Raw genomic sequence first — 16,945 nt, 5'->3', positions numbered from 1 at the left:
AAAAGGACCCGCCCCGTGAAGTTCCTTCACACCTCCGACTGGCACATCGGCAAAACACTCAAGAGCCGCAGCCGGCTCGACGAGCAGGCGCGCGTCCTGCGGGAAATCACACAGATCGCCATCGACAACGACGTCGATGCCGTCCTCATAGCCGGCGACATCTACGAAAACGCCGCACCGACCGCGGACGCCCAGAAACTTGTCGTACGCACCCTGCTCCACCTCGCCAGGCAGAACATCGAGGTCGTCGTCATCGCCGGCAACCACGACCACGGCGCCACGTTCGAGGCCTACAAGCCGCTGATGGACGTCGTCGGCATCCACGTCTACGGCCAGGCCAGACCAGCCACGAAGGGCGGCGTGCACACCTTCCACGCCAAGTCCACCAACGAGCAGGTCAACGTCGCCGTCCTGCCGTTCCTCTCCCAGCGCTACGCCGTCCGCGCCGCCGAGATCATCGCCAACACCCCATCGCAGAACGTCGGCGCCTACGACCAGCTCGTCCGTGACGTCCTCGACAACCTGACAGGAACGTTCGCCCCGAACGCCATCAACATCATCATGGCCCATTTGACGTGCACAGGCGGCACCTTCGGCGGAGGTGAGCGACCCGCCCAATCGATCATGGAATACCACGTGCCTGCCGCGATCTTCCCCGTCGAGGCACACTACGTAGCCCTGGGACACCTGCACCGCCGGCAGGAAATCCCGGCAGCCTGCCCGGTGCACTACAGCGGCTCTCCCTACGCCATCGACTTCGGCGAGCAGAACAACACCCACGTCGTCTGTCTCGTCGAGGCGTCCCCCGGCACCCCCGCACACATCACCGACATTCCCGTCACTGCCGGCCGCAGGCTGCGCACCATCGAGGGAACCGTCGCCCAGCTCACCGCCGACCCCGCCAGCTACGGCGAGGACTACCTCCGGCTGGTGGTCACCCAGCCCGGCTACGCCGGCATGCGCGACGACCTCTACGAAGCCCTCCCCAACGCCCTGCAGATCCTGATCCACCCCGACCATGCGAGTACCGGCGCTACCGCAGGGATCGGCGTCCACCAGCCGGTCAGGACGCCTGCGCAGCTGTTCGCCGACTACTGCGACAGCGTCGGCGTCAGCGACGACCGGGTCACTGATCTGTTCAACCAGCTCCACGATGACCTGACCCGCTCGACCACCCGTCCCTGACACCAAAGGCCTGCCGACACCCGCTCAAAGGAATCCCACAGATGCGTCCCGTTCGCCTGGAGCTCAACGGCTTCGCCGGCTTCCGCGCACCCACCGTGGTCGACTTCACCGACACCGACTACTTCGCCCTCGTCGGCCCCACCGGTTCAGGCAAGTCCACCATCCTCGACGCGCTGACATTCGCCCTGTACGGCTCGGCCTACCGATGGGGGCGCAGCAACGCCATCGCCTACGCGCTTGCCCCCACGAGCAACCGGTGCACGGTCTCGCTCACCTTCGACGTCGGCTCGCAGCGCTACCAGGTCGCCCGCGAGGTCCGCCGCATCGGCCAACAGATTCAGCAGAAGTCCGTCAGCCTGGTGCAGTTCGCCGACCCCACCGCCACCGTGGTCGAGGCCGACGGGCCGCAGCCCGAAGTGCTGGCCGGGGAAATCAAGGAACTCAACCCCACCATCGAGAAGTTGCTCGGCCTGTCCTTCGACGACTTCTGCCAGTGCGTGGTCCTGCCCCAGGGCGACTTCGCCCGCTTCCTGTCCGCCAACGCCAGCGCACGGCAGCAGATCCTCCTCAAACTCCTCGGCGCCGCCGAGTACGAAGGCATCGGCAAACGCGCCAGCGCCCAGGCCGACCAGGCGGCCAACGAGGTCGAGATCCTCAACGACCAGCTGAGCCGGCACGCTGACGCCACCCCCGAAGCCGAGGCCGCCGCACAGGCGCGTGTCGAGACGCTTGAACACCTGGCCGTCACCGTCGACCAACTCGTGCCTCAGATCACCACAGCACACGCCCGCGCAGTTGAGGCCGACGCCCGAGCCGACATGCTGCGCGGCGAGGCCACTCTACTGACCTCCATCCGCACCCCCGACGGCATCGAAGAGCTGCAACGTCAGGCCACCCAGGCGCACGCAGCGGCCCGGCAGGCCCGTGACGAAGCCGACGCGGCCGCCCAGACCCTCTCCGACGCCACCAAAGAGGCCCAGTCCGGCCCCCAGCGCACCGACCTGGCCCGCACCCGCGAGCGGTACACCGAGAAGTCAACCCTGATGGGGCGCCGAGACGGCGCCATCGCCGATGCGGAGCGCGCCCAGGAGCAGGTGACGCAGCGCGAAGAACAGCTGAAGGCGGCGAAGGACGCCGTCGACGAGGCACGCCGTGTTGCCGAGGAGACCCGTGAGCGCCGCGACCACGTCCGGCAGACGCACGAGAAGCTGCAGCGTCGCCGACAACTGCTCGCTGCCGTCCACACCCCGGTCGGAGTCACCGACCTGACCAGCCGCGCGGCCGCCCATGCCGACAAGGCGGAAGCCACCGCCGGGCAGCTGACGGCGGCCCGGGACCGGCACGAGCAGGCTGTCCATGCACTGGCCGCTGTCGGCGATGGCAGCCGCCTCACGGACGCGCACCAGACCCTCGACCAACTCATCGACGTCATCGGCGCACTCACCGACGCCGCCAGCGAACTGAACGACTTCGCCGAGACGACCAGCCGGACCGCACAGGCGAAAGCCGGTGCACAGGCGCGCCTGAACACGGCCATCTCCGCGCTCGAACAGGCCCAAGCCCTCGCCGGTGCCGCCCAGTTGCGCCCCCATCTTCAGGTAGGCCACGACTGCCCGGTCTGCGAGCAGAACGTCACCACCCTCCCGCCGCCACTGTCCGACCCCGCGCTGGACGCAGCCGAGGAGGCGCGGGCCGCGGCCGCAGAAGAGCACCGTGACCTGCTGGCCCAACACGAGGACGCCAAAACGCAAGCCGCCGCCAAACAGCGGACCGTCGACCAACTCACCACCCAGCGCTCCCTGCTCGACACGAGGCTGAGCACGCTGCTGCCCGACCGCCCCGCCGGTAACAACCGCGACTGCACCGCCGACCGCGCCCAACTTGACGAACTCACCGCATCCCGCGACCAGTTGACCGCTGATGAGCGCCAGGCCCGCGACGCGCTGCAGACGGCCCAAACCGCGCACGATTCCGCCACGTCGGCCGTGGCCGCGCTGCAGCGAGAACTCGACCGGGCCCGCAACGCCCTGCACTCGATGCTGGGCACGGTGGCCGCCCTCGATCCGCCCGCAGCCGACACCGACGATCTGACCGCCAACTGGGCCGGCCTGGAGGCCTGGGCCCGCACCCAGACCGCCACCGCAGAACGCGATCTCGACGCCGCCGCAGCCGAAACCACCGACGCCGAAAAGGCACACACGGACGCGACCCTTGCGCGAGAGGCAGCCGACCGTGCACAGGCCGACGCCCAGACCGCCCACACCGCAGCCGCCCGGGACGCCGCAACCGCCGACCTTGAAAAGACGAACCTGATCGGCCGCCTGAGCGAACTCGATACGCTCCTGGACCAAGCGACGCCGGAAGACGAACTGACGGCCCTGTTCGAGGAATGCGGCCGTCTCGAGGCGGCCGTTACGACAGCCACCGCCAACGCCGGTAATACACGGGCGACCGCCAAAACAGCGGCGGCCGAGCAGGAACAGTGGCAAGACCGCACCGCGAAAGCCCGATCCGTGTTGACCACCACCCGGGATACGGTGGCGGCGCTGAACCCACCGAGTCTCGACACCGACGACCTCGCCACCGCCTGGTCCACCCTGAGTGGCTGGGCCAGCCGGTCGGTCAGCGACCGGCAGGCTGCCACCGCGCGCGCCGAATCCCACGCGCAGAGCGCCCACGCCGAAGCCGATCAGCTGCTGGACCGCCTGGAGACACTCCTGCGCGACAGCGACCTGGATCCCCAAGCACTGGGCGACGGCCCAGGGCGTGCCGCCCAGGCCCCGCGGATCGTCGCGGTCACCGCCGAACGCGCACGCGGCCAGGTCGAGACGATCCAACGCAGCCGTGCCGACGCCGCCTCGATACAAGAAAGGATCGAGGCTGCCCGCGACAAGCAGCAGGTGGCCGCCGAACTGGCCCGGCTGATGCGATCCAACAGGTTCCCCCAGTGGCTCGCCAACTCCGCCCTCGACACCCTGGTCGCCGGTGCCTCCCAGTCACTGCGCCAACTATCAGGCGACCGCTTCGACCTCAGCCACCAAAAGGGCGAGTTCTACGTCATCGACCACTTCGACGCCGATTCCGCGCGCTCGGTGCGCACCCTGTCCGGCGGCGAAACCTTCCAGGCCAGCCTGGCCCTTGCCCTGGCTCTCTCCGACCAACTGGCCGGCCTGGGCGGCGCCACGAAGCTGGAGTCCATCTTCCTCGACGAAGGGTTCGGCACCCTCGACGCCGATTCGCTCCAGACCGTCGCCGACACCCTGGAAAACCTCGCCCAGGGAGAGCGGATGGTCGGAGTGATCACCCACGTCACCGCACTCGCCGAACAGATCCCGGTGCAGTTCCACGTCCAGCGCGACACCCGCACCTCCACCATCACCCGGCAGGGCACATGACCATCGCAGCACAGGCCTCCCGGATGAGGTTCCACGTCGACGGCTGGGACCCCACCTACGGCTCCAGCGTCGAGAACGCCGAATACAACATTGCCGACTCCACCGCCAAGGTCACCCCCCACATCGAACTCGCCCCGGCCGACTGGAAGCCCATCTCACCCTCCCAAGTGTCGGCACCAGGCGCCGTCCTGTTCGTCGACGGCGTCCGCCGCGTCGAAGCCCGCATCTGGATCGAACAACCCCCATCCGGGTTCGTCGACGGCGTCCGCCGCGTCGAAGCCCGCATCTGGATCGAACAACCCCCATCCGCCGAACCGGCCACGAGCACCGGCAACACCGTCCGGGACGCCCAGATGGCCCTGTGCGCCTCCTACGCGGCAGGCACCGTCTGCTGCTGCCCCGACCGCGGCGCACACCTGCTGACCATCGACTACCAGCGAGGCCTGTTCACCACCGCCACCAACGCCGCCGACGTGCCCACCACCGCCGGAACCTACAAGGCCACCATCACCCCCGACGACCAGGACCAGAACCTCGCCGTGCTCCTGTCCACGGCACTCCAACGCCAACTCACCGAGCTCGAGGTCCTCGTTGCCACCCACGCCCGTACCGCCCTGACCGGCCACGGCGTCCCCGACGGCTCGGACCTCCTGGTCGTAGACGGCCCCCTGCGCGGCCGCACCCACCTGCCGCGCGCCCTGGGATTCATCAAGTCCCACCGCACCGCCTACCTGCCACCCGACCTGCACGCCATGATCGCCACCCTCGCCCCCGGCGAACGCAGCCCGGTGTTCTTGATGGGTACCTCCTGGGACCGCCACGCCTGGTACCTGCGACTCCCATGCACCCCCGGTGCCCCATGGGCCGGGATCGTGCGACTGGAATGCGCCGCCGACATCCCCGCGGCCGCGGCGATCGAGCTGGCCAACCTCTCCCAGGCCCTCCTGCCGCGGTACGCCAGCATCGAGTACAAAGACACCCGGGCCCCGCAAAACCTGGTGCCGGTCGCCGGCCTGGAAAGAGAACTACGCCGCCACCTGGGCAACCCCATCCTGCTCAGCCGCGCCCTCCGCGTGGCATCGGCAAGCTGAACCGCCCACACTGCCTGCAATACCACCGCCCACACCGCCGAGCAGTCTCCCCGCAGCATCCATGACCGCCTCACCAGTCTCATGCCCCGGAGCGGCACCCCCTCATGGTCAACCCAGCCCTCGAACTGCGCCCCCACCAAAGGGAAGCCGTCACAGCGACCACCCGCGTCCTCGGTAGCCACCCCCGCGCGAGCGTGATCGCCGCGTGTGGCACCGGCAAGACTCTCATCGCCGCCCGCACCACCGCCCGCATCGCCCCGCGCGGACGGGTTCTGGTGCTGCTGCCGACACTGGACCTGCTGTCCCAGGCGATCCGCTCCTGGCGCCTGGCCGGCCGCAAGGGAGCAGCCATCGCCGTATGCTCCGCCCGCCAGGCCCTCGACCACGAACCCTTCGGCGCCGACATCCCCCTCACCACCGACCCCGCCGAACTGGCCGCTCTGCACAGGCAGCTCGGCCCCGGCCCGGTCACCGTCTACGCCACCTACGCCTCCCTGCCCGCCGTCATCGCCGCCCACCGCGACCACCGCCTGCCCCCATGGGACCTGGTGGTCGTCGACGAGGCCCACCGCACCGCGGGCCGCCTGGGCAAGGCCTGGGCCGCCGTCCACCACGACGACCAGGTGCCCGCCGCCCGCCGGCTCTACCTGACCGCCACCCCCCGCATCTGGGATGCCGACGACGCCCCGGACGGCGACGGAGCAGAGACGGCGGCCTCCATGGACGACGAGACCCTCTTCGGCCCCGTCGCCTACCACCTCAACCTCTCCGACGCCATCGATCTCGGCCTGCTCGCCGACTACCAGATCCTCGTCCCCGTCGTCACCGACACCGACCTGCGCGACTGGCTGGCCACCGGAGCCGGCGCAGGTGTCGATGGACTGCATCTGGCTGGCCGTCAGGTCGCCGCGCTGCGCGCCATCCACGACCACAAACTGCGCCGCATCCTGACCTTCCACCACCGCGTCGCCGACGCCCGCGCCTTCGCCACCACCCTGACCGAGACGGCCGCCGCCCTTCCCGCCCCCCTGCGCCCCCAGGGACTGTGGGCGGACTGGGTCAGCGGCCACCACACCCCGCAGATCCGCCGCCGCCTCCTGCTCGAATTCACCTCCCACACCAGCCCCGACACCCCGGCCGTCCTGTCCAACGCCCGCGTGCTGGGGGAGGGCATCGACGTCCCCGACATCGACGCGGTGGTCTTCGTCGACCCCAAGAACAGCCCCGTCGACACCGTGCAGGCCGTCGGCCGCGCCCTGCGCCAGCAACCCGGCGCCGGCAAGAAGGCCACCCTCGTCGTCCCCGTCTACCTCACCCCGGACGAAGACCCCGACGACCTCCTCGGCGCCGACGCCTACACCCCGCTCTGGCGCACCATCCAGGCTCTGCGCGCACACGACGACCGCCTCGAAGCCCGACTGTCCGACCCGCGCACCCACCGTCCCACCATGCCCTCCGAGGACCCCGAAGCCTGGCTGCGTTTCGACCGCCCGACCCAGGCCGACGAAATCGCCCTCGCCCTTTCCCTGCGTGTCCTGGCCCCCAAGAGCGCCGAATGGCGCCGTGGCCTGGCCGCGGCCCGCCGCTTCCGCCACACCCACCACCACCTCGACGTCCCCCAGACCTACGAGGACCCCGCCGGCTATCCCCTGGGGCGCTGGCTGACCTGGCAACGCCACCTGCACACCAAGGGCACGCTCGACGCTGTACGCGTGCATGCCCTCGAACGCCTCGGCATCATCTGGGACCCCCGCCAGCAGGCCTTCGACCGCGCCCTGGCCCACGCCGCCGCCTACGCCGCCCGCCACGGCCACCTCGCCGTACCCGTCGACGAGGTCCACGACGGCTTCCCCCTCGGACGCTGGCTGGCCACCCAGCGCACCCGCGCCGAGACCCTCAACCACCAGCGCGCCACCGCGCTCGCGGCCCTGGACCGGTGGTGGAATCCACCCTGGCCGATCACCTGGCAACGGGCCTACCACGCTGCCCGTCAGAACCTGGCAGCCAACAAGACGGCCGCCGAGGCAGAGAGCTGGCTTGAGACCCAGCGCGCCCGTTCCGACCGCCTACACCCTGAACAGAAGTCGCTGCTCCAGGAGTTGGGGCTCGTCGAACTACCCGACACATCCTCCTCCCTACCGGTGGAGAGCCACCTGCCGGCGCGCGAGCGCGCCTTCCAGCGCGGACTGGCCGCCGCACGGGCCTTCCGCGCACGCGAAGGCCATCTCAACGTCCCCCAGCGCCATATCGAGGAGATCGAAGGCGACTCAGTGCGCCTGGGCCAGTGGCTGAGCAACCTGCGCCGACGTCGTCCCGGCCTCAGCCCACAGCGGCAGGCTGCCTTGGCCGAACTCGGCCTGCAGATGTAGCACGTGCCCGACTGGCTGCCGTACCTCATCATGCCCACGAGGTCGAGCCGCGGTGGCGTCAGGACTGCACGGTCCCGTGCTGCGACGCAGGAAGGGAGTTGGCGGAGGCACTCAGCGGTGCAGGCACCTCGGGCGGCAGCACGAGAGCGGGCAGCACGATCTGCCCGTCAACGTAGCGGGCGGTACGGCGGCGGTGGTACCAGGCCCTCAACCCCGCCCGGATGAGAGCCCGTCGGGAGGCGCGGGCACGCCGGTTCCAGTCGCGGCGCTGCGCTTTCCACTGCCGGTAGCGGATGCGGTTCGCCTGCATCGTCACGGCATCTGCGGACTCACCGGGCTGCATGGCTTTGACCACGGTGGCGATGGCGGCCGCGATCGTACGGATGAGCACGATCAGCATCGTGAAGAGCAGCAGCGGCAGTACGACCTTCATCGGCGCGCCCATAGCGACCAGGTCGGAGATCAAGCCGTTCATGTCTTCCTTGGACTCGGGGCCTCACACGAAGCCCAGCGGATGCAGGTCCGGTGGGGCCGGCACCTGCTCATTGAGCCGAAGGGCCCCCGATCACCCGGGGGCCCTTCGCTACGACCTCGTGCCTGGCGCGCACGAAGTCCCTACAGCCGGGCGACCTGCCCCGGCAGGTCAGTACGCTCCGACTCATCGGCGTCCGGGGCAAGGACGAGCCGGGGCAGCCGGACAGCGGGGGCCGGCGTGTAGCGCCGGAGCACCCGCGGCAGCACGGTGTTCCATCCGATGGCGAACAGCGCGATCAGCAGGACGCCGAGCGCGATCATGATTGCGATAAGAGGCACGTCAGACTCCTAGTTCTGACTGGCCCGCTCCTACCCCCGTAGGGATCGGGCCGGTCTTGGGGCCGCCCCCGCATCTGTTGGCGCAGGCCGGGGGCGGCGTCATTCCTTTCCGAAGCGTGGGGCCACCACCTCGTGGCCCCCAGAGGAGTGGCTAGCTCCCCCCGCCCCCGTACGGGCCCTGACCGGTGGGCCCGTACGGGAGCGGGGCGCTCTAGTCGCCCCCCTCGCGGGGCGGGGGAAAGCCGAGGTGCCGGAACTTGCCCTCACGCCAGGCTTTCCTGACCTTGCGCATGGCCTTCCACTTCAGCGTGGCGACCGCTGCGGAGGTGGTGGGCGGCTCCAGCCATTCCGCGACGACGGCGTTCTCCTCCCCGAGCACCTGGGCGAGAACGTAGACGTCGGCTTCGCGCTTGGACAGCACACCGGAATCGCGGATTCCCTGCACCGTCTCGATCAGTTCGTGGTTGTAGGACAGGATGCCGTCGAGCTGCGGGTCGCTCACACTCTTCGCCCGCAGGATCTCCAGCTTCTCCTCGCCGACCAGAACCTCGATCGTGGCGCGCAGCTTGCTCAGCTCGTTCGTGACGCAGCGGTTGAGGTAAGACTCGAGGTGCTCCACCGGGCCCTGGCTCTGCAGCGTCCTCTCGAAGCTGATGAGGACCTTCTGCCACATGTCCTCCGCCCTCGCCCGGCCAGCCTTCTTGGCCATCCGTGCGATGTGGAGCCCACTGTGCTCTAGGGCCGCAGCCAGCTGTGCGCGCGCCGTGTCCGAGAGACCTCCCGGAATGTCTGTCGAGGCCATGTCCTCGGTGGTGGTGAGCTGTCCCGCGCGGGCCGGCGGCCCTGCTACTAGCTCGGGGGATGCGGGGCGATCGCCGCCTTGCATCGCTTCAGCCATCTGGTGCTCCTGGTCGAAACGGGTGGGACACCACCTCTCAGTCGACCGGGGACACTCTCATCACCACATCCGGACACATTTCTTTGGCAAGTCGTCGACCCCTCCCAGGGGCTCTTAGGCCGGAATGCACCCAATCCGGGCCGGCGTAGCCACCACAAGGACGTGTCCGGCCGATCACGTACGTGGGCGGTCAGGCACGATGCCTGTCGGCTTGGCGCTTCAGCCCGGGCCGGGAGGTGTCATCGAGTCACTTCCCTCCGGCGAGATCCGCGCGGTCAGACCGACCGGCTGCTCCTCGCGCCAGCCGGCACGAGGCGGGAGGCTTCAGGCCAGTGGCCTGACTGCGCCCTGGCGGGGCCGCTCGGCTTGACCACACTGCACAGCAGGGAGGAATTCATCCCGGCCGGTGCAACAGGGGGCAGAAATGGCGGCTAAACGTCGGGGCAGGGCGGTGCGCAGACGGCACATCGCCCGGAACACACAGCAGGCGTCCTCGCTGCGCTGGTCCTGTTAGGTCTGCTGCGGCCCATGCTGTTGCTCTATCTCGGCACCCTGCTTGCTGCCGCGGGAATCGGCTGGATGGTGTGGCGCCTCTGGCGTACCGACCGGCTGCTGCGAAGCAGGGACACCGCCTGGAGGCGACAGGAGGACATCGCAGCAGGACAGCGGACGCTGGCTGCCATCGACACGATGTCCGGCACCGAGTTCGAGGAAGTGGTCGCCGAGTTATGCCGCCGTGACGGTTGTACAGAGGTACGCCGAGTGGGCGGCGCCGGGGACAATGGAGCCGACGTGCTTGGCCAGCTGCCCGATGGCCGGACCATGGTGATCCAGTGCAAGCGGTACGCACCCCACCGTACGATCGCCAGCCGCGAAGTACGCGATCTGCTGGGGGCCAAGGTGCACTTCGCTGCGGACGTGGCCATCTTCGTCGCCACCACACGCTTCAGCCCCCAGGCCGAGGCGTTTGCGGTCAAGCACAACATCCTCACCCTGCACCGTGACTTCTTCGGTCTGTGGAACAACGGGACACCGCTGCTGTCCTTGGCCGAAGTCAACGGACGGGGACAGGGACAAGCCCGCCACCGAGCGCGCTGGAAACAGACCTACTCCAAGTAACCAGCCACACGACCCAGTTGGGCGGGTCTGTTCGGACCATGATCAGTGAGGGCAAGCGGCACAGCACACCGGCCCCGCCAGCCCTGAGTCCGGACGAGGCACGGCAGCAGCCAACCGCCCATCAGCTGCGCCAGCGCCGGGTCTAGAAGCCGCCGCGCCCACCGTCACCGCGCCTACTCGCTCAGCCCTTCCTGGTCGCCGAAGCCCGGGTGCTTCTCATCAGCGCTCTTCGCCAGGTGCAGCGGTGCGGGCAGGTTGGTGCGCCCGTCCCACATGGCGGCCTGCTCCGAGAGCCGCGCGGCAAGACCGGCCAGCTGTTCCTCGCGCCACCCGCCGCGGTGGGCGACGACGTACTCGGTACGGGTCATGGCATGGAACGGGGCGCCCATCTGGGCCAGTTGCCCGCCGGGCAGGGTGCGGCGCGTGTACTGGGTGCCGGTGCGCTGGCCTCCGGCGTGCTGGCGGGACTGCCCGGAAAACAGCCAGGACACCACACCGCCGTGATCGTGCCGGTAGAGGATCTTCTCCGGCATGACCGGCTGCAATGGGTTGGCCGGCAGCTTGCCCACCCCGCCGGTACGCCGTGACGGCTGAGGTGTGCCCTGCCCGTTGCCCACCCTGACGACCGCGATATCCCGTCCCTGCGCCATCAGGCTCTGCCCGGGAACAGCGCCGTCCCCGAGCCGGTCGTTGCACAGGCCGGGCCAGATTCGCTCACGCTCCTCGGCGAAGACGATGATCGGATACCGGTCACCGAGCGCAGCCAGCGCCCGCTCCACAGAGGCGCGTACGTTGTCCGGGCCCCCGTGGTCCTCCCGCAGGTGATGCCCCTTCTTACCGATGGGGCCGGCATGGTGCAGGGCCCGGGCCTGGGCCAGCGGGAGCCAGCCCTGCTCGCTGTACATCAGAGTGGGCCAGTAGGCGTCCTCGCCGAGCGGGATCCTCATGGCGACCAGCGTGATGGCCAGTACGGCCGGTCTGCGGGGGCGGCCGGGTCGCTCGTCGAAGCGGTGGTAGCGGGTCCACAGCCCTACCGCCACGGCTTCCCGATCCAGGGCGGTGTCACGTGCGTTGCGGTGGAAGGCGGTGGCGGCCAGACGGTTGTCGATGATGCCGGAGTCGCAGTGCAGGCTGCCGAGCGCGATCTGCACCGCATGGTCGTCCTTGTAGGCGACGTCCGGCTCCGGCAGACCCGCGTTGCGGGCCCTGGCCCGCGCGACCTTCTCGGGGGGTGTTCAGCCGGTAGGGATCGCCGGGGTCGGAGTCCATGGTGATGAACTGCGAGGGGATGCCCCGCTCGGCGAAGAGCACTTTGAGCGCATGCTTGGCGTCCGTCACCCCGGCCTCTTTCTCCTGCTCGGTGGGGTAGCGCGTCTCGCACAGGGCGGTAACCAGCGCCCGCCCGGCACCGGGCTTGAACCAGGGCAGCGTGTTCAGGATCAGGCTGCGGTCGTGGCTGCCGTGGCGGACGAGCTCGGGCAGCCGCACCGCCACGAGCTCGGGCAGCCGCACCGCCACGAGCTCGTACCCGGACGCCAGCACCACCGGCTGCTCATCGGGCAGATCGGCCAGTTCGGGCCGCGCGTAGTCGCGGGCCAGCTGCCCCATCACCCGCGTACGCCACTCGGCCGACTCGTACAGCACGACGGTGCGCACCGTATCGAGGCGGGCAACTGCCATGGCGCCGGCCATCCTGTCGGCCGGCACGTAGGGCGGAAGGCTCCCGCCCGGCTTGGTGATCTTGATGGAGGTTCCGGCGTAGACGACGGGCTCCTGACCGAAGACCTGCCCGGCATGTTCTTCGAGCCGGGCGTGGAACATCGCCCCGGCGCCCTTGTCGATCGGGTGCTTGCCCGTGCGGTGCACGCCGCGCACCTCTGTCAGTTCGTCCAGCCCCCTCAGGGGCGGCTCGGGCAGACGGCCGACACCGCAGGCCTCGACGATCTGTGCCGTCGCCCCGCGGTAGCGGACCTCCTTGGGCTGCATGAACCCCTCCGGCCCCTTCCCCCACCGGGTGGTGATCGGGGCCTTGAGGATGATGTCCGGGTTGACGGGATGGCGCAGCAGGACGTTGCGGATGCCCTTGTAGTGGGTGGCGACGCGCGAGATCCGCGCCGACAGATGCGCGATCAGCGTCTTTCCGCCCGGGGCGGCTTCGACCTCGATGTGGATGCGTTCCATGGCGTAGCCGGCGATGCGCCGGCGTTTGCCGCTCTCCTCGTCGATCCACGTCCGTTCGTGGACCAGCGGGGCCTGCCAGGCCAGCAGGTCGCCCTCGGTGTCGAGGTGGAACCGCAGCGCAGGCAGGTTCTCGTCGACCGGGAGCGGCTGGGCGGCCAGCATGCCCGCCAGCCGCCACCCGGCCACCCGAAACGCCCAGCGGGGTCCGGTGATCCGCCCCGTGGCGTCGCGGTGCAGCAGTGAACTGAGCGGCTGGGGCCCGTCGTCGGACAGCTGCAGCAGAGCGGCCAGCGTGTCGCGGCCGTCATGCCCGTCCAGCCGCGTCTCCCACTCCCGCATCACCGTGCGCACCACAGCTTCGTCCAGCGGCCCGTGTGTGACGATCACGCTTCGCCCGGCCCATGGGCCGGTCCTGGCAGGCCGGTCGGGGTTGGTGAACATCAGCCGCTCACCGGTCACGGCGCGCGCCGCCGTCTGCAGGGACGCGATCGGCTGCACAGCGTCCTTACCGCGGGGCCTGGGCAGCCGCCGCCAGGCGGGCGCGAACGTCTCATCCTGCGGATAGGCATGGACCGCGCCCAGCAGCCGGTCATCCAGCGGGAAGGACAGGGTGAACAGGCGGCCGCGCTCGTCACTCACCACTCGTAGGTCTCCTCTTCCTCGTCCTCGGATCCGGTGGGGGAGTGCTCCGTCAGTCCCAGCAGGGCGTCGGTCATGGTGGTGCGGTAGATGGCGTCGATCAGCGGCATGTGGTCCTCGTCCTGCCATTTCCCGCGCAGCTGCCCAAGGAGGGCGGGCAGGGTGGAGTGGGCGGCGGTGTGGGTGAAGGCGGCGTCCAGCAGCCGCAGCCGCCCCGGGTCCCCGCCGCAGCGGGTGCGCCCGCCCAGCTGGATCAGCCGGGTCAGGATCTCCGCGACGACGGCGAGTTTGACGTCCTCGCCCAGCGACTTGAAGTAGCCCTGGCCGCTGCGGATGTCGTGGAAGGTCTGGCCCGCGGCGATCCGTAGCCGCTCCAGCTCTGCCGCGGGATCGGGGCCGGGCTGGCGCTGGCGGTAGGCGAGGGAGTTGACACCGGTGGCGGGCCGGCCCGCTCCGGGACGGCGCATGACCACCGAGCAGCTGCTGCTGCACCGCAGCCATCTGGTGATCATCGACGAGGCCGATGCGCTGCAGGCGCAGGCGTTCGACCGGGCGGCCCGTCAGGTGCTGCTGGCCCAGGACGGTGCGGAGCACACTCCGGTACGTGATCTCGACAGCCAGTTCCGGCGGCACTGCCACCGGCTGCCGATGAGTCTCGAACAGTTTTTGCGGCCGCTGATCAACCACCTGGTGTGGCTGGCCGAGTCTTATGTGTCCCATCTCGTCGGCGGGGTCATCCATCCCGACCGAGAGCGGCGCAGCATGGTCGTGCCGTGTCGCTGGGACGGGATGTTCGCTTCCCGGATCTTCCGGCTGGAGGCGGGTGAGCGGCCCACGGCGCAGCAGATGCAGGCGGTCAACCAGCTCTACAAGCGGGAGGGGCCGCTGGAGTTCGCTGATGAGGTCGAGGGGCTGGCGGAGCTGAGGGAGCTGCTGTGCTCGGCCACGGACCTGGCCGGCGGGTCGGACCGGCTCACCCACGCCACGCTGAAGCGCATCGGGGAAGCGTTCTCGGCGATCACCGGTGAGACGGACGAGAAGCGGCTGTCCTCCCTGGCGCTGCTGGCGGCCCGGCGGGCGTATCTGGAGGAGATGCGCAGCATCCTGCACCGCATCGTCGGGGTCGCGGCGCCGCTGCAAGGGGCGGGGATCTCCGCCAGCAACGGTCTCGTGGACGCGCTGGCCTCGCACATACCGTGGCGGGCTGCCCCGTACGGCCCTTTGGGGCGGGCGCTGTTCGCGTTCTCCGAGACGTTCGACCCGGCCGACCGGCACCAGACGGCGCTGCGGCTGAAATCGTATGTCGGCGACCCGCACGCCCACCTGGCGTATTTGGGTGAGGTGACCGCGCTCGCCCACACCGGCACCCGCCGGGCGGTGATCGGGATGTCCGCGACGGCGTTCATGCCGTACGCGCCGCGTCATCATCTCCTGCCGGAGCCGTCCTGGTATGTGCCGGACGACGTCAACGGAAGCCTCACCGTAGAGCTGCAGGCCGGCCAGGACGACGGGGCGGGCATCGTGGTGTCGGGCACCGAGGGGGCCAGCCGGGAGCGCGCCTATACAGCCATGGGGCGCAGTGTCGGCCAGGACCTTCCCGCGCAACTCGATGCGGTGGCCGCCGACCCTGCTACCGCGCACCGGGCGTATGCGCTGCTCGCACCGACCGCCTACAACGCCGGTCCGGCGCTCGCGCGCGGCATGATCTCCGTAGGGGTCGCGGCGTCGGGGATCTGCGTGGCGGTGCGGCCGCAGGACATGGCTGCGCTGGAGCGGATGCCGCCCGGCTGGGTGCCCATCCCCAGCAACCGGCTCGAGCAGTTCCCCCATGCCGTGGGCCGGGGCCGGTGCCGGTACCTGATCGCCCCCATGGCACGGGTCGAGCGCGGCCTGAACATCGTCGACCGCGACGGGCGGTCCCTGCTGCATGTGGCCTGCCTGGTCAACCGGCCCGTCCCGGTGATGGAAGACCCCCCGGTGCTGCTGTCCCTGGTACTGCCCGCGACAAGACCGAACCGGCTCTGATGCGGCGGATACTCACACCGCAACTGCCCACCACGCAGCACCATCGGATACCGGCACTGCGGACACGGCCACAACCACGACGACGCCCCCACCCACACCCGGTCGGAGGGAACAGGCCGATATACACATCCATCCGCGCCGCACCACGGCGCGAGTACTCCTCGACCAACGCCCGCTCCGTGCCATGCGGCACCTCGGCCAGCATGGTCCGCGCCGCCACATAGCCGGCCTGCCCGCCAGAGCGGATGTGCCGAAAAATAGCCCGCTCCGTCTGCTCAGCCGTCTGCCGAACCCACGCCGGAAGCCACGCCCCACCGAGATCGAAGTATCCGTCGTCCCCGTACAGGGCCTCCAGATAGTTCATTCCCGCCTCGAAGGCCTCCTCGGTCAGCTCACCGTTGTCCGTCAGGACAACCAAATCCCCCATTACCGAAGGCAGTTCGTCCCAGGCCAGAGGCACCCATTCCCGCAGGCGCACCGGCAGCAAGTCGATCATCTCGGCAGGCGTCGAAGGGCCGGCTCCCACCGGCAGACTCGACAGGAGCACCCCGTGCATACGGGAGAGCTCCCGCCACGCACGAGGTTCCTCAACCCGGTTGATCCACGCCGCACCGGCCCGCAGAGCGGCAGTAATGATCCTCCGAGCGGCAACATGTTGACTAACGGGCACAGCTCATCACCCCTCCATGCCCCACCAGTGGTATTCGGGGCCATTCCAGACGGGCCAACAACTTCCGGAACATACACGCCGGGTCTGACAACGCCCCCGAAAGCCAACGAAGATGGGCCCCGCGGCAGCGGGGCACCACAAGGATCCAGACATGCCGGCAGGCACGCTGCGGGCCACCAGGCCCCGCCTCAAACCGTTCTGTTGGCACGTCAGGGCCAAGCCCCACAGCCCAGGCCCACCACGAGAGAGGGGAGAGAGCAACCGGATAACTGTCTAACGAACCCTTACGACATCACGGCGCCGCACGGCGCCGACACACATCAACCCCTGCCCGCCAGGGCAGGGAAGTCCCAACTCGAACCCACCGTCATGCCGCCAGGCATGACACCCAGACATGCGACAGCGGGGCCGCCAGGCCCCGCCCTGTCTGTTCCTGTTGGCCCGTCAGGGCCAACCCAGCCAACACACAGTCATGCCGCCAGGCATGACGACACGTCATCTTACGGGCCGTCAGGCCCGTAGTTGGCCGCCAGGCCAACTTAAGAGCCGAACGGCTCTCC

Annotated in this window: 13 protein-coding genes; 6 read left to right on the top strand and 7 right to left on the bottom strand. The window is 69.6% G+C overall.

The annotated features are described in order from the left end of the window. Nucleotides 1-15 precede the first annotated feature (15 nt). The 4 genes from ACGFW6_RS00065 to ACGFW6_RS00050 all read left to right on the top strand — a co-directional run bounded on the left by ACGFW6_RS00065 (nucleotide 16) and on the right by ACGFW6_RS00050 (nucleotide 8,040). Nucleotides 16-1,185 (top strand): exonuclease SbcCD subunit D, encoded by a 1,170-nt coding sequence (locus ACGFW6_RS00065; protein WP_393502774.1) that lies wholly within the window; start codon nucleotides 16-18, stop codon nucleotides 1,183-1,185. 41 nt (nucleotides 1,186-1,226) lie between these two features. After that, on the top strand, nucleotides 1,227-4,580 hold the full coding sequence (locus ACGFW6_RS00060) for an AAA family ATPase (RefSeq protein ID WP_393502773.1): 3,354 nt from the start codon (nucleotides 1,227-1,229) through the stop codon (nucleotides 4,578-4,580). Then, entirely contained in the window at nucleotides 4,577-5,671 is a 1,095-nt protein-coding gene (locus ACGFW6_RS00055) for a hypothetical protein (protein WP_393502771.1), read from the top strand. The genes ACGFW6_RS00060 and ACGFW6_RS00055 overlap by 4 nt, the downstream gene beginning before the upstream one ends. 104 nt (nucleotides 5,672-5,775) lie before the next feature. Next, nucleotides 5,776-8,040 carry a Helicase associated domain protein gene (locus ACGFW6_RS00050; RefSeq protein WP_393502769.1) on the top strand — a complete coding sequence of 755 codons (2,265 nt, stop codon included), beginning with the start codon at nucleotides 5,776-5,778 and terminating at the stop codon, nucleotides 8,038-8,040. Nucleotides 8,041-8,098: 58 nt separating this feature from the next. On the opposite strand, the gene ACGFW6_RS00045 is transcribed toward ACGFW6_RS00050, so the two are convergent. The 3 genes from ACGFW6_RS00045 to ACGFW6_RS00035 form a co-directional block, all read right to left on the bottom strand. Further along, a complete protein-coding gene (locus tag ACGFW6_RS00045) occupies nucleotides 8,099-8,515 on the bottom strand; it encodes a hypothetical protein (RefSeq protein ID WP_269643080.1) in 417 nt (138 codons plus the stop codon). Between the two features lie 140 nt (nucleotides 8,516-8,655). Beyond that, nucleotides 8,656-8,853 carry a hypothetical protein gene (locus ACGFW6_RS00040; protein WP_269643081.1) on the bottom strand — a complete coding sequence of 66 codons (198 nt, stop codon included), beginning with the start codon at nucleotides 8,851-8,853 and terminating at the stop codon, nucleotides 8,656-8,658. Nucleotides 8,854-9,064: 211 nt separating this feature from the next. Continuing rightward, nucleotides 9,065-9,562, bottom strand: a complete 498-nt coding sequence (locus ACGFW6_RS00035) for a hypothetical protein (RefSeq protein ID WP_393502767.1) — start codon at nucleotides 9,560-9,562, stop codon at nucleotides 9,065-9,067. A 717-nt stretch (nucleotides 9,563-10,279) separates the two neighbouring features. Here ACGFW6_RS00035 and ACGFW6_RS00030 point away from each other — a divergent pair. Next, on the top strand, nucleotides 10,280-10,870 hold the full coding sequence (locus tag ACGFW6_RS00030) for a restriction endonuclease (RefSeq protein WP_362769286.1): 591 nt from the start codon (nucleotides 10,280-10,282) through the stop codon (nucleotides 10,868-10,870). Nucleotides 10,871-11,043: 173 nt separating this feature from the next. Here ACGFW6_RS00030 and ACGFW6_RS00025 read toward each other — a convergent pair whose 3' ends face one another. Genes ACGFW6_RS00025 through ACGFW6_RS00015 form a run of 3 tightly spaced genes read right to left on the bottom strand, consistent with a single transcriptional unit; the run spans nucleotide 11,044 to nucleotide 14,157 of the window. Further along, the gene (locus ACGFW6_RS00025; protein WP_393502765.1) at nucleotides 11,044-12,021 is read right to left on the bottom strand and encodes an RNAseH domain-containing protein; all 978 of its coding nucleotides are present in this window, start codon (nucleotides 12,019-12,021) and stop codon (nucleotides 11,044-11,046) included. Continuing rightward, complete coding sequence (locus ACGFW6_RS00020) at nucleotides 11,933-13,690, bottom strand: pPIWI_RE module domain-containing protein (protein WP_393502764.1); 1,758 nt, start codon at nucleotides 13,688-13,690, stop codon at nucleotides 11,933-11,935. The genes ACGFW6_RS00025 and ACGFW6_RS00020 overlap by 89 nt, the downstream gene beginning before the upstream one ends. Then, nucleotides 13,687-14,157, bottom strand: coding sequence for a hypothetical protein (locus ACGFW6_RS00015; RefSeq protein ID WP_393502762.1), 471 nt, complete (start codon nucleotides 14,155-14,157; stop codon nucleotides 13,687-13,689). The genes ACGFW6_RS00020 and ACGFW6_RS00015 overlap by 4 nt, the downstream gene beginning before the upstream one ends. On the opposite strand from ACGFW6_RS00015, the gene ACGFW6_RS00010 reads away from it, so the two are divergent. Beyond that, nucleotides 14,156-15,715, top strand: a complete 1,560-nt coding sequence (locus ACGFW6_RS00010) for a hypothetical protein (protein WP_393502760.1) — start codon at nucleotides 14,156-14,158, stop codon at nucleotides 15,713-15,715. The genes ACGFW6_RS00015 and ACGFW6_RS00010 overlap by 2 nt on opposite strands. Here ACGFW6_RS00010 and ACGFW6_RS00005 read toward each other — a convergent pair. Further along, the gene (locus ACGFW6_RS00005) at nucleotides 15,633-16,385 is read right to left on the bottom strand and encodes a hypothetical protein (RefSeq protein WP_393502758.1); all 753 of its coding nucleotides are present in this window, start codon (nucleotides 16,383-16,385) and stop codon (nucleotides 15,633-15,635) included. The genes ACGFW6_RS00010 and ACGFW6_RS00005 overlap by 83 nt on opposite strands. Between the last annotated feature and the right edge of the window lie 560 nt (nucleotides 16,386-16,945).

This window comes from Streptomyces sp. Y7, assembly GCF_043195415.1.
Lineage (GTDB): Bacteria > Actinomycetota > Actinomycetes > Streptomycetales > Streptomycetaceae > Streptomyces.
Note: the sequence above shows the minus strand (reverse complement) of the source record. Positions and strands in the feature narration are given on the sequence as shown.